Consider the following 13,374-nt stretch of genomic DNA (forward strand, 5'->3'; position numbering starts at 1 on the left):
TTTACTTCCTCTTTAATTGAGAGTTATTTCTAATTTTTGTGTAGCTGAAGGGCTGCCAAAAAGGTGATGATGATTTTATTTCTTGCTCGGAGCAAGTTTAATTTTTTCTGGTGGGGGAATCTTGAAGCAGGGCTAAATAGTTCTCTCATTTAGTGGTCAAATGACAGTAATTATTCAGTTGTGCAAGGGTTTGCTCAATTTTCAGCTTCAGGCATATCTTTTGAGCTCCCTACCATCTTATTGCCTTGAGGTTTTTCTGTCCCTCTTGTGTGGGCGGATGCGGTCGATTCCGCGACTCAGCGGCTATCTCTAGGAGGATAAGAGTCTACCGGTTTGTCATACTCTAAGCGATGCATTTTTGTGTTTATCAGGTAATTTGCGTAATAAATTTACTTCTGCAGGTAATGTCGAAATAAGGGTGTTTATCAGTGGGATGGCTTTGTTATTGGCTGCCATCATCCACTCTAAGTCCGTACCAAACTTGATTTATCCGATTTCATGGTTCCTTTTTTCTGATATAAAGCAGCAGTTAGAGAAATCTCCTTTCCCGTTGAGCAAAGACTTATGGTTCAGTTGCTGCAGATATTTCTCTAGGCTTGTAAGAAAACTCTTTACTCTTCCCTAAATTGAAGCCTTCTTCAACAAATACTCAGTGATGGATAGTGGGAGGGCGGGTCTTTTCATCGTGCTCCTGAGTACAAAGCCCATGGGGTATGATTATTAAGTGTTTGATTGTCAATGAGCTTTTGCCCTCCTTTCTTCATTTTAGACCAGTAGGGAAGAGCTTGATTTATTCCCGATGATCACCAGTCAATTCATACTTGAATCAACTCACTACTAGGGGCCTTTTTAATTGGTTGTATGGAAATTTCCGATTTTAAATTGTGAGGCGGATCCTATCCAAAAAGGGGAGGTGTGAGTATTAAGGTCGACATTAAGCCTGATCCAGAAACTGCAATTGATTCAGCTGTTGGATATTTTAAAGCTTATTTTGAATATAAAAAATGGTAAAAAGATAATGAGATCAGAGTGAAACTGCTGTGCTGCATAAAGCTGGCGGTTTAACGCGTGGTTTTTTTAAATCTTAAATTTTACAATAAGAGAACATAAAGCAAGTCGAAAATTATATTCAAGTGAGTCCTAGTGATGGATTTGATTCGGCTCCATCTGCCGGCAATTAAAAAAGCTGGAGTAGTAATTTGAATTAATATCGAGCTAGTATAAAGCCCGCATTACGCGGGCTTTATTATTCTTAGGTCTTCAGCTTCTTATAATGCATCCGATGCGGTGTGGCATCTTCACCTTTACGCTGCACGAAGTCTTCGTGGTACTCGGTGTAGTTACCTTCAAAGAAGACCGCTTCACTCTCACCCTCATAGGCGAGGATATGGGTGGCAACGCGGTCCAGGAACCAGCGATCGTGCGAGATTACCAGGGCACAGCCGGGGAAGTTGAGCAGGGCTTCTTCCAGGGCGCGCAGGGTTTCGATATCCAGATCGTTGGAGGGTTCGTCCAGCAGCAGTACATTGGCGCCCTGCTTGAGGGTATAGGCCAGGTGCAGGCGTCCGCGTTCACCACCGGACAGTTCGCCTACGCGCTTCTGCTGGTCACTGCCCTTGAAGTTAAAGCGGCCAACATAGTTGCGCGAGCCCACTTCGTAATTGTTGATCTTGAGCATATCGTGGCCGTCTGAGATGGCTTCCCATACGGTCTTGCTGTCATCCAGATTCTCACGGCCTTGCTCAACGTAGGCGACCTTAACGGTTTCCCCGATCTTGATCTCGCCGGAGTCCTGCTGCTCGGTGCCGCTGATCATACGGAACAGGGTGGACTTACCGGCACCGTTACCGCCGACGATACCTACAATCGCGCCCTTGGGCACACGGAAAGACAGGTTGTCGATCAGCAGGCGCTCGCCGAAGCCTTTGCACACCTCTTTAAACTCAATCACATTGTCGCCGAGACGCTCGCCGGGCGGAATGTAGATTTCGTTGGTCTCGTTGCGGGCCTGGAAGTCCTGGGACTGCATTTCTTCAAGGCGGGACAAACGGGCCTTGTTCTTGGACTGACGGCCCTTGGGATTTTGGCGGGCCCACTCGAGTTCCTTTTGCATAGCTTTGGCGCGAGCCTGTTCGCCGCGCTGCTCTTGCTCCAGGCGCTTTTCTTTCTGTTCCAGCCAAGTGGTGTAGTTGCCTTCCCAGGGGATGCCGTGGCCGCGGTCCAGTTCCAGAATCCAGCCGGCAACATTGTCGAGGAAGTAGCGATCGTGGGTGATGGCTACCACAGTGCCGGTGAAATCGTGCAGGAAGCGCTCCAGCCAGAATACGGATTCTGCATCCAGGTGGTTGGTGGGTTCGTCGAGAAGCAGCATATCCGGGCGGGACAGCAGCAGGCGGCACAGGGCCACACGGCGTTTTTCACCGCCGGACAGATTGTTTACGTCCGCATCCCAGGGCGGCAGGCGCAGTGCGTCTGCGGCGACTTCCAGGCGGTGCTCCAGGTTGTGGGCGTCCCAGGCCTGGATAATGTCTTCGAACTGTTGCTGTTTCTTAGCCAGGGCATCGAAGTCCGCGTCGGGCTCGGCATAATCGGCGTAGACCTGTTCCAGGCCGGCGAGGGCGTCAATGGCTTCGCGTACACCATCCTCTACGTTGCCGCGCACATTCTTACTGGCATCGAGTTGCGGTTCCTGGGGCAGGTAGCCGACCTTGATGCCGGGCATTGCGCGGGCTTCGCCGTTAAAGTCCTGATCGACCCCAGCCATAATGCGCAGCAGGGTGGATTTACCTGCGCCGTTGAGACCGAGTACGCCGATTTTGGCGCCGGGGAAGAAGGAAAGGGAAATGTCCTTCAGAATTTCACGTTTGGGGGGCACTACTTTGCCCACCCGGTTCATGGTGTATACGTATTCAGCCATTTGGGGTTCCGTAACTGGGTGTTGCAATCGCTCAGATTTTGCGCGCAACTTATCAGTTTGCGTAAAAAGTGCAACCGCGCCGCAGAGCATGTCGCCGTTGTACTCGCGTGTGGCTGACGTTGAATCTGATCTGTGCTTAACTGCGACGCTAATTAGTACAAGAGCAATAAGACAGATAGCAATGGATCAGGACTCCCCGGTGTTGTTCTCCCGGCGCGGCGCATTGGCGATCGCGACCCTCAACCTGCCCAAGGCACTTAATGCGCTCAACCTGCAGATGATTGATCTGCTTTCAGCGCAACTAGGTCAATGGGCGCATGACGATGACGTGGCCGCTGTGTGGATAGAAGGCAGTGGAGATAAAGCCCTCTGTGCTGGGGGCGATGTAGTGGCGCTGTATGAGCAATCGGCCGCCTACGGTGAGACGCCGGAATATAGTTACACAACTGAATTCTTCTCTCGTGAATATCGTCTCGATTATCAAATACACACTTATCCGAAGCCGATTGTGGTCTGGGGGGGTGGTATTGTGATGGGCGGTGGTATCGGCATTATGGCAGGTGCCAGCCACCGTATTGTGACTGAAACCACACGTATGGCGATGCCGGAAATCACTATCGGCTTATTTCCCGATGTGGGTGGAAGCTGGTTCCTGAACCGTATGCCGGGTCGCCTGGGGCTTTTCCTGGGGCTGACAGGGGCTCAGTTTAATGGGGCCGATGCCCTATTTGCCGGTATGGCCGACCGTATTATTGCCCAGGATCAGCGCGAGCCCGTGTTGGCGGCGCTGGCGGCGCTGGATTATTCGGCCAGTAGTGCGTTTAACCACCGCCTTGTAAGCGATTGCCTTAAAAGTTGCGAACTCTCCCCATTGCAGCGGCCGGAATCACAGCTGCGTGAACACTACGACCAGATTCAACAGCTTACCGACTTTGCCAGCCTGCCTGAGGTTTGCGCGGCAATCAGCGCCTACCAAGGAATGGATAAATGGCTGCAGCGTGCCGCCACTACTCTGGCCGGTGGTTCGCCATTGACCCCCTGGGTGGTGTGGGAGCAGTTGCGACGTACGCGCCACTTGTCTCTGGCCGATGTGTTTAGGATGGAGCTGATTCTTGCGGTAAACCTCTGTGCCAGTGGTCATTTCAAGGAGGGGGTGCGGGCTCTATTGATTGACAAGGATCGCACGCCAAAGTGGCGGCCTCTTAGCCTGGAGGAAATTAGTCCACAACAGCTGGAGAGCTGTTTTACTGCTCCCTGGAGCAGGGCGCATCCGCTTGCGGATTTATAAAGCGACCCGGGCCGCTTTGCGCACGGGATACCAACAACAAAATATGGAGTGGCTTTTATGGAAAAAATAGCCTTTTTTGGTCTGGGGAATATGGGCGGCCCTATGGCGGCCAATCTGGTGAAAGCCGGTTTTAGTGTGGCGGCTTTCGATCTCAATCCCACGGCTCTGGCGCAGGCGCAAGAAGATGGCTGTAGGCCCTGCGACTCCCCAATGAAGGCGGCTGAGGGGGCTTCCATTGTGGTCTCGATGTTGCCCAGTGGTGCGGCGGTGAAAGGGCTTTATCTGGGAGAAGAGGGGCTGCTGAACCGCCTGGCTGAGAATACTCTGATTATCGATTGCTCAACCATCTCTGCAGAAGATGCCCGCCTGGTAAATGAGGCCGCATCTGAGCGGGGCCTACTCGCCATTGATGCGCCAGTTTCAGGGGGTACCGCGGCAGCTCAGGCTGGTAGCTTGTGTTTTATGTGTGGAGGTGAAGAAGCGGCAGTAGATGCCGCGCGGGCGCCGTTACAGGCGATGGGCGCCAAGATTTTTCACGCCGGCTCGGCTGGGGCAGGACAGGTGGCAAAAATTTGTAACAACCTGCTTCTGGCGATCCATATGACCGGTACCGCCGAAGCCCTGCAGTTGGGGGTCGACAAAGGCTTGGACCCCAAGGTCCTGAGCGAGATCATGATGCAGAGCTCTGGCAACAATTGGTCTCTGGCCAATTACAACCCCTACCCAGGTGCTATGGAGAATGTACCTGCGGCAAATGGTTACTCTGGTGGTTTCACCGTGGCGTTAATGCTGAAAGACCTGGGGCTCGCCATGGATGCTGCAACTACCAGTGCCTCTTCCACGCCTATGGGGGCTCTGGCAAAAAACCTTTATCAGCTACACGGAGCCAGTGATGAAAACCAGAAGTTGGATTTCTCCAGTATCCAGAATATGTTCCGCCGCCCGGCAGGTGGTCTGACCTGGTAGGTATCTAGCTTCCGCGGGCTCCCTCCTCAGTTGATTGTTTCTGGCCAGTACCAGAGAGGGAGCTTTGCTTCAGTGTCGCCTAACGTTAAAAATTTGGACCAGTTCGCAAAATTGGCAATAGGTACCAATTACTAGCCCCCTAGCCGTTCCTTCATTACCCCCCTATCGCTATCTTCGCTGCCCCGCTCGGAAGGCCATCTGATGATTGGCAAGACAAGTGTTATGGGCAATACGCTGCTTTTAATTCCGCGAAATTCTACAGCTTGATTTGGATCAAGCTCACGATTGCGGCCAGCGGTTAACCTGCCTGCGACTTGTGATTGTGCCTGGAGGGGGCCTTCCAAAGTCGGGAAAAATGCTAAATCGCTATATGGAGAAGTTAATGAATCGTATAACTGCTTGTGCGACAGCCGCCCTGACAGCCGTACTTTCTGCACCAGTACTGGCCTACGAAGAGGGCAGCTTTATTTTGCGCGGTGGTATGGCCACAGTAGCGCCCGACACCAGTTCCAGCGCGCTTTATGTTGGTGGAGCTAAGCAAGACGGCACCGGGGTAGATGTGGATGACGGCTCCGCTCTGGGCCTAACCGGTGTGTATATGTTCCGTGATCACTGGGGTCTTGAGCTAGTAGCCGCCACCCCTTTTACGCATGAGATTCAAGCTGAAGGTCTGGGTGAAACTTTTGAGCTGGGTGAAACCAAGCATCTGCCGCCTACTTTGCTGGTGCAGTGGTATCCCATGGATACTCAGTCCGCGATCCAGCCTTATATTGGTTTGGGGGTGAATTACACCGCTTTCTTCGATGAGGAAATCAGCAGTACTGCTAATGCGGTCTTTGAAACCCTAGGGGCTACTGACGACGCAAAGCTATCTCTCGATAATTCCTTCGGTCTGGCGGCTGAAGCGGGTATCGACTTCGCCTTCGGTGCAGATCAGCGCTGGTTGTTTAATATGTCCGTGTTCTGGATGGATATTGATACCGACGCCACCGTAAAGGTACCTGGTGTGGGCAATGTCACCGCTAAAGTAGATATCGATCCGCTGGTTTATATGGCGGGTCTCGGCTACCGCTTCTAAGGTGGCAGCACTCTAGTTTTGGAGTGTGGCAGTCGTTGCGTTTTTCCAAGTGGGAGCTCGGCGACTGCCTTTTAGTTTGTGCGGGAGGCTGTCGCAAACAATTGATTGAGGTTGTAGAAATATGATGCAAGAGACTAAAAGCACTATAGGTGGCCTATCAGAACAACTTTTATCCCGATACAGTGGCCCCTGCCCGCGCTACACCTCTTATCCCACAGCCGATAGATTTAAACCTCTGGATGGCAGTATCAAACCTTGGGATGCACTTAAAAATATTCGCAGCTTATCCCTGTATGTGCATATCCCCTTTTGCCGTTCTCTCTGTTATTTCTGTGCTTGCAACAAGGTAATTACTTCCCAATACGGCCTCGCCTCCAGCTATCTGGATAATCTTTTGCAGGAAGCTCGCTGGTATCGGGACAAAGTGGCCCAGGTACCGGTCACCCAGTTGCACTTGGGAGGTGGTACTCCCACATTCCTCAGCGATGGAGATATGCGCCGTTTGATGGAAGGGCTGGGTGAGATTTTTGATTTACGCCCAGGCGTTGGAGTGGAGTACAGTATTGAAGCCGATCCACGCACCTTGGAGCTGGAGACCTTGGATACCCTAAGAGAGCTCGGATTTAATCGCCTGAGCCTGGGCGTGCAGGATTTTGATATCGAGGTGCAGAGATCCATCAACCGAATTTGCAGTGCCGACCAGGTGACTGAATTAACGGTTGCGGCGCGTGAGCGGGGATTCGAATCTATCTCCTATGATTTAATTTATGGTTTGCCCAAACAAAACCTCAGCAGTTTGCACAGCACCCTGGATAAGGTGCTAGATTTACAGCCGGATCGTATTGCCCTCTATCACTATGCGCATTTACCCCATCGTTTTAAAGCTCAGCGTCTTATCGATACGGAACTAATTCCCTCTGCCACAGAAAAAGTAGCAATGCAGCTGGCTGCGGTAGAGCACTTGGGCCAGGCCGGTTATGAATTCCTAGGTATGGACCATTTTGCCCGGCCGGGAGATGAGCTGGCCAAGGCTGCTCATGCAGGGATGTTGCAGAGAAATTTCCAAGGCTACACATTAATGCCCGCCGATGCGTTAGTTGGACTGGGGGCTTCGGCAATCAGCTACAGCCGTAATGGTTTCTGGCAGAACCTGCACCGTCTGAAAGAATATACCCAGGCCGTGACTGAGCGGGGTAATGCTTCGTGTCGAGGCTGGTTAATGAGTGATGAAGATAAGTTGCGTCAGTGGGTTATTACTGAACTGATGTGCCGGTTAAGCCTGGATAAAACTGAGGTTGAGCGTCGCACTGGCGTACCTTTTAATCAATACTTTTTCCAGGAGCTTAAAAGACTGGAACCCATGTTTGAGGATGGTCTTATTTATCAGGATGAAAAAAAGATCAGCGTCACGGAGCAGGGGCGCTGGTTTGTACGCAATGTTGCCTCGGCTTTTGATATTTACTTACACAGTCAGCAAACTGATGCGCAATATTCTCGTGTTCTTTAATGTTCTACAGGAGACGATTGTCTTCACAGCGGGTACAATAGCCGCAAATTAGTTTACCGACTGGTTTAGTATGATGGATTCCTCAGTAGCGGTTAGTTGCAGCAACTGCTCGGTTAGACGTTTATGCCTGCCTGCGGGGTTATCTCAAGCAGATATCGATCGACTAGAGCAGGTTACGCGCCGTAAGAAAATTGTAAAAGCCGGTGAGACCTTGTATCGCTCCGGTGATCCTTTTGCAAACCTTTACGCTATTCGTTCAGGCAGTTTTAAAACTGTGGTTATCGCAGCGGATGGCGATACGCAGGTCACTCATTTTGCCCTGCCAGGTGAGTTGTTGGGGCTGGATGCCTATAGTAGCCGCGTACACCCCAGTTACGCTGAGGCGCTGGAAGACAGCAGTGTCTGCCTGTTGCCCTTTACCCAGCTGGAATTACTGGCTAATCAGGTCACCGCGTTGCAGCAGCAGATTTATAGTATTTTTTCTGAAGAGCTGCGTCAGGAAAATGATATTTTAATGCTGTTGGGCAAGCGATCGGCTGATACCCGCTTAGCGGCTTTGCTGATTAATATTTCCAGCCGCTATGCCCGCCGCGGTTATTCGCATAGTGAATTTGTGTTGTCCATGCCGCGCACAGATATTGCCAATTATCTTGGGTTAACTGCAGAAACTGTAAGTCGATTATTTTCGCGTTTTCAAAAAGAAAAGCTGATTAAGGTAAGTGGTCGGGCGGTGGAAATACTGGATATGATCAGTCTCAGTGAACTGGCCGGAACCCATTACGGTTACGATGAAGACTGATTAAGCACTCTATCAGAGTTTGATAAGCTTAGTTGATTAAAAGGGCCCAGGCTAAATAATTAGCAGGCCCTATAAAATTTTTCAAATTATTTACGTTAGAGTAGCCTTAATTAAATAGCGGCGATGACCTCGGCCCATTTTCGTTGTTGGGCTTGAGACATATAGCTGGCCTTAAAGCTGTTGATAGCCAGCTGTTTTGCCTGTTTCTTGGTCATGCCAAGACTTTCACTCAGTGCTTGGTAATTGCGGTTTACGTAACCGCCGAAATAGGCGGGATCATCGGCATTTACCGTGACACAGAGCCCGCGCTCCAATAACTGTAATATGGGATGCTGGCTCATATCTTCGTAAACACACAGTGCGGTGTTGGACAGAGGGCATACAGTGAGGGGAATTTCCTGATCGATAAGTCGTTCAATCAGAGCCTCGTCTTCCACACAGCGCACGCCGTGATCTATGCGGCTTACATCGAGTAAATCCAGGGCCTCTTTAATATATTCAGCTGGCCCTTCCTCCCCCGCATGAGCGACCCTCTCCAGGCCTAATTCTTTAGCCATGGTAAAGACTTGCTGGAATTTTCTGGGGGGATGTCCCAGTTCTGAGGAGTCCAGGCCAACACCCTTAATAAATTCCAGGTAAGGTTTGGCGGATTCCAGAGTAGTGATGGCCTCTTCCTCACTCAGGTGGCGCAGGAAGCAGAGAATCAGGTGGCTACTAATTCCCCACTCAGATTCGGCATCTTTTAGAGCGCTGTGGATGCCCCGAATAACCACACCGATATCAATACCCCTTTCTGTATGGGTTTGGGGGTCGAAGAAAATTTCAGTGTGCACAACATTATCTTCACGACAGCGCAGCAAGTAGGCCATGGTTAGATCGTAAAAGTCCTGTTCATGGATAAGGACCGAGGCTCCCTGGTAGTAAATATCCAGGAAGGACTGCAGGTTGTGAAACTTATAGGCAGCCTTAATTTCCTCAACACTGGAAAAGGGGATTTCAATTTTATTGCGCCGGCTAAGCTCGAACATTAGTTCTGGCTCCAGCGAGCCTTCAATGTGCAAATGCAGCTCTGCCTTGGGGAGAGTCTTAATAAAATCCAGATCGGCGATGCTCATAGTAATAACTGTATTGGAGATAAGTGTGGGAGCTGTTACCCGGGCCGGAGGCATCGATTCAACAGCCGGAAAAATTGGTGGTAATGGTAACAGCTTCTTCCTTATGGCTGAAAAGCCATTCGCTAACCTGCTGGCCCGGGCATGGTTGGTGAAGCCGCAAGACTACAGAAAAGTAAACCATACGGTTTACCTTGTGGGTTGAAAGTGTAATATATACCAAGCAGTGTACTTTTTCTGAGTGTTGGAGCAGACCTATGGGCAGGGTAGTACTGATTACGGGAACATCGACAGGTTTGGGGCAGAGTTTGGCCACCAAAATGGCGAAGCGGGGGTATGTTGTCTACGCCACCATGAGGGATTTGGACAAAGCGGGCCCACTGCTGAAAGATGCCGGGCTTGGGCACAAGCTCAAGGTTTTAGCGCTAGACGTGCAGGATACGGGAAGTATTCAACATGCTGTGAATACCATTATTGAGGAGCAGGGGCGTATCGATATTTTGGTCAACAATGCCGGTGCCGGCTTTGTGAAAACCACCGAAATGGCCTCAGAGGCAGAGACACAGTGGGTTATGGATGTGAACTTCCACGGGGTAGTGCGTTGCACCAAGGCAGTACTCCCCCATATGCGAAAGGAGCGCAGCGGTCGGATTATCAACATTTCTTCTGTGGGTGGGTTAGTGGGGCAGCCGTTTAATGAACTTTATTGTGCTGCCAAGTTTGTTGTAGAGGGGTACACAGAGGCTATGGCTAGCTATATCCAGCCCAGCTTTAACATTCAATTCACTGCGGTTGAACCTGGCGGCATTTACTCTGAATTTGCCAACAGTGTTTTATCTCAACTGCAAGTGGGTGGTGGTGTGCCAGAAGGAGATTACCAGGGCTTATTCGAACAATATCTGAGTGGTATCCAGAGGCGCACACCAGAACAAACGGCCCGTCTTTATCAGAGTGCCGGGCAGGTGGCGCAGGTAGTTTTAGATGTTGTTGAAAGTGAAGATCCACCGGTTCGGGTCCGTACTTCTCCTTGGGCCAATGAATTTTGTGCTTATAAAACGCATGCAGATCCAAGTGGTAAAGCTCAGCGGAAAATGGTGATAGATACCCTGTTATCTGCCAATCAATGATTTACCGAAAAGTTCATTGTTTTCGCAGGGCTTTGTTTATTTAGATAAGCCCAGGAGCACCCGCTAGTCATTATTTTTATGTAGAAGAGTAATGTCTGAAATTGTGTAAACGTAGTATATATTGGTCCGTTGTTTTAGAAAGATGGTTAGCCTCGATACTAATTTTTTAATATTTAGTGTTTTATTTCTGAGTGGCGACGCTTTTCAATAATGCCGTTACAATTTTCCTATATTGTTAAACGGCGATTTGGGTATGGCTGATTCACCAGTGCCAGTAAGTTGCAGTAATTGCTCTGTCAGGCGTCTCTGTTTGCCTGCGGGCCTGTCTCTGGCAGAGATTGATCGCCTCGAACAGGTTACTGGAAAAAAGAAGGTCATTAAGACCGGAGAATCTCTCTACCGGGCTGGCGATTCATTTCAAAATCTCTACGCGATTCGCTCTGGCAGTTTTAAAAATGTAGTAATTGCCGCAGATGGTGATACCCAGATAACACATTTTGCCCTGCCGGGAGAATTACTTGGCCTCGATGCTTATAGTACCCGTGTTCACTCTAGCTATGCCGAGGCGTTAGAAGACAGCAGTGTCTGTCTCCTGCCTTTTGCTCAACTGGAAGTACTAGCGCAACAGGTTCCGGCCCTGCAGCAACAGATTTACAGCATTTTTTCCGAAGAGTTGCGCAAGGAGAATGAAATTTTAATGCTGCTTGGCAAGCGTTCTGCAGATACTCGCCTTGCCGCATTGCTTATGAATATTTCCAGTCGCTATGCCTGTCGAGGTTATTCCCCCAATGAATTTATCCTTTCAATGTCGCGTACAGATATTGCCAATTACCTAGGGTTAACTGCAGAAACGGTGAGTCGTCTGTTTACTCGCTTTCAAAAGCAGGGGGTTATCCAAGTAAATGGCAGGGTAGTGCAGATTCAAAATTTACTGGGGCTTAGTGAAATAGCGGGAACCCACTGTGGTTATGAGGGCGAGGTTTAGAAGCCTTTGAAGTGGCGAAAATTTTCTGGAAAGGATAAGGGTTTGAGCATTAAAAAATAAAAAAGGGGGCGAAAACGCCCCCGGAATCCACTACTTATCAGGAGTGTGTGGAGAAAGCTAATTCCTTTTCTGCACCTTTTTTCTCTACTTCTTCCGGTGCTTGTGACAGCCAGTCCATGGCCTCGTGCTGCTTCTCAAAGTAACGCACTTCGCCACTTACAAACCATCCTCCAACTTTGGTGGCCAGCTGTTGCCAGCCTTCATCCCCAAGTACAGCAATGCGGCAGAATTCATTGCCATGTTTAAGGGTTAGCTTGAATTCATCCCAAATCGCGTGCAGACCCCAGCCCTCAAAATCCCGCAAGTCAATCAGCATTTGTACCTTTGGTTTTTTAACGCCCTCAAGAGCATACTCTAGCAAAGGCGTTATATATTCGTAGTCCTCATGGGTCAACTGCCCAACAGCTTTGATGTACAGGAAGAAATCATCATCAATTCTCTCCATGCCAATGGAGATTCCGTGACGCTTGATTTTCATGTCTCCGCCTTTTTATAGTTTGTGAAATGACCCGGTCATCTTAAGCAAATACTTGTGAGGGTGTTTCTGGTTGAGTCAGATATTCGCGTAAAGATTCATATACATTTCTGGTGTTTTTATCGAAAAAAGGATCTTTTAACTGCTTGACCTGTCTGTATATTTGTTTCCAGTCTTCTACCTGTAGATATTGCTCTATTTGAGGGAAAATCGCAGAATTTTCCAGCTCAATATGATTTCGCTGTAACTGCAAATAGCTATTACTAGCTCCTTGTAACACTCTCCTCTCAACCATGGCGTCATTGGCTACGGCATAGAAAAGTGCACACATATGCTTGGTGGTTGCAGCAATTTTTTCGTGCTGCATCTGCGCTTCATAAATAGCACTTCGGTCATGCACAGGTTTGGTCAGCAAGCGAGCAAGAATCAAGTCTTCTACCGGATGATGATATTTATCTGGGTAAACAGAAAAATAATCCAGTGCGTCAAGAATCAGAGAGAGGGTGTTAGGGTCTCGCTCATGAGTTCCAAAAAGGTCCTGTAACAAGCGCTCAAAGGCATTGAGCATTTGCTGCATATTTTTATGGTCTAAACAGAGTTGTCGGTAGATGTTGTTCATCCCAGACCTCCGCGATCAGTTTCGAAGCTTATTGTTGCCAGCAGACTCGAGAGAGGAATTGATGTGGATCAAGTAGCGAAAAAAAAGTGGTACAACCTGAGGATTTTGGCGCAGTAAAGAAATTAGAGGGCACCATTTTTAAAAATTATTCAAAACCAGTTATCGAGTTAGAGTCATACAAAGGCTGTGAGATAACGAAATTGGGCTCAAGCCATGTTAATTGCCGCACAGGGTTTGAGTATTAATTCCTCATTTTTATTTTGGAGGCTGAGTGCTGTGGTGCACTCTAATTACGGGGGGGAGTAACGGTTAAATCAATAGGAGGATAGGCCATACATTATTATTGGTGTCCTACCGGTCCACACAAGCTGGTGACGGTGGGTATAAGTCACTGGTGTGAGAATGAGGCAGTGACTGGTGATCCTAGTATGGTTTTGATGT

The 13,374-nt window shown here is 49.3% G+C and carries 12 protein-coding genes; 8 read left to right on the top strand and 4 right to left on the bottom strand.

Features of this window, described 5'->3' with window-relative positions; genetic code table 11:
• Positions 1 to 1,252 precede the first annotated feature (1,252 nt).
• Positions 1,253 to 2,917 (bottom strand): energy-dependent translational throttle protein EttA, encoded by a 1,665-nt coding sequence (gene ettA / locus ACJJIV_RS14045; RefSeq protein WP_444889363.1) that lies wholly within the window; start codon positions 2,915 to 2,917, stop codon positions 1,253 to 1,255.
• Between the two features lie 181 nt (positions 2,918 to 3,098).
• Between ettA and ACJJIV_RS14050 the strand changes: the two genes are divergently transcribed.
• The 5 genes from ACJJIV_RS14050 to fnr (ACJJIV_RS14070) all read left to right on the top strand — a co-directional run bounded on the left by ACJJIV_RS14050 (position 3,099) and on the right by fnr (ACJJIV_RS14070) (position 8,555).
• The gene (locus ACJJIV_RS14050; RefSeq protein ID WP_444889364.1) at positions 3,099 to 4,205 is read left to right on the top strand and encodes an enoyl-CoA hydratase/isomerase family protein; all 1,107 of its coding nucleotides are present in this window, start codon (positions 3,099 to 3,101) and stop codon (positions 4,203 to 4,205) included.
• 57 nt (positions 4,206 to 4,262) lie between these two features.
• Positions 4,263 to 5,171, top strand: coding sequence for a 3-hydroxyisobutyrate dehydrogenase (gene mmsB / locus ACJJIV_RS14055; protein ID WP_444889365.1), 909 nt, complete (start codon positions 4,263 to 4,265; stop codon positions 5,169 to 5,171).
• Positions 5,172 to 5,553: 382 nt separating this feature from the next.
• The gene (locus ACJJIV_RS14060; RefSeq protein ID WP_252083363.1) at positions 5,554 to 6,249 is read left to right on the top strand and encodes an OmpW/AlkL family protein; all 696 of its coding nucleotides are present in this window, start codon (positions 5,554 to 5,556) and stop codon (positions 6,247 to 6,249) included.
• Between the two features lie 124 nt (positions 6,250 to 6,373).
• On the top strand, positions 6,374 to 7,756 hold the full coding sequence (gene hemN / locus ACJJIV_RS14065; protein WP_444889366.1) for an oxygen-independent coproporphyrinogen III oxidase: 1,383 nt from the start codon (positions 6,374 to 6,376) through the stop codon (positions 7,754 to 7,756).
• Between the two features lie 73 nt (positions 7,757 to 7,829).
• Positions 7,830 to 8,555, top strand: coding sequence for a fumarate/nitrate reduction transcriptional regulator Fnr (gene fnr / locus ACJJIV_RS14070; protein ID WP_444882801.1), 726 nt, complete (start codon positions 7,830 to 7,832; stop codon positions 8,553 to 8,555).
• A gap of 110 nt (positions 8,556 to 8,665) precedes the next feature.
• On the opposite strand, the gene ACJJIV_RS14075 is transcribed toward fnr (ACJJIV_RS14070), so the two are convergent.
• Entirely contained in the window at positions 8,666 to 9,670 is a 1,005-nt protein-coding gene (locus ACJJIV_RS14075; protein ID WP_444889367.1) for an adenosine deaminase, read from the bottom strand.
• A 25-nt stretch (positions 9,671 to 9,695) separates the two neighbouring features.
• Between ACJJIV_RS14075 and ACJJIV_RS14080 the strand changes: the two genes are divergently transcribed.
• The 3 genes from ACJJIV_RS14080 (at position 9,696) to fnr (ACJJIV_RS14090) (ending at position 11,779) form a co-directional block, all read left to right on the top strand.
• Positions 9,696 to 9,872 (top strand): hypothetical protein, encoded by a 177-nt coding sequence (locus ACJJIV_RS14080; protein ID WP_444889368.1) that lies wholly within the window; start codon positions 9,696 to 9,698, stop codon positions 9,870 to 9,872.
• Positions 9,873 to 9,924: 52 nt separating this feature from the next.
• On the top strand, positions 9,925 to 10,794 hold the full coding sequence (locus ACJJIV_RS14085; protein WP_444889369.1) for an SDR family oxidoreductase: 870 nt from the start codon (positions 9,925 to 9,927) through the stop codon (positions 10,792 to 10,794).
• 253 nt (positions 10,795 to 11,047) lie between these two features.
• Complete coding sequence (fnr, locus tag ACJJIV_RS14090; protein WP_444889370.1) at positions 11,048 to 11,779, top strand: fumarate/nitrate reduction transcriptional regulator Fnr; 732 nt, start codon at positions 11,048 to 11,050, stop codon at positions 11,777 to 11,779.
• Positions 11,780 to 11,876: 97 nt separating this feature from the next.
• On the opposite strand, the gene ACJJIV_RS14095 is transcribed toward fnr (ACJJIV_RS14090), so the two are convergent.
• Both ACJJIV_RS14095 and ACJJIV_RS14100 read right to left on the bottom strand, forming a co-directional pair.
• Positions 11,877 to 12,317: a SpoIIAA family protein gene (locus ACJJIV_RS14095; protein ID WP_444889371.1), complete on the bottom strand. Its 441-nt coding sequence runs from the start codon at positions 12,315 to 12,317 to the stop codon at positions 11,877 to 11,879.
• A gap of 40 nt (positions 12,318 to 12,357) precedes the next feature.
• The gene (locus ACJJIV_RS14100) at positions 12,358 to 12,933 is read right to left on the bottom strand and encodes a hemerythrin domain-containing protein (RefSeq protein ID WP_444882795.1); all 576 of its coding nucleotides are present in this window, start codon (positions 12,931 to 12,933) and stop codon (positions 12,358 to 12,360) included.
• Positions 12,934 to 13,374 lie beyond the last annotated feature (441 nt).

It is taken from the genome of Microbulbifer mixtoriginis (SeqCode) (assembly GCF_052466765.1).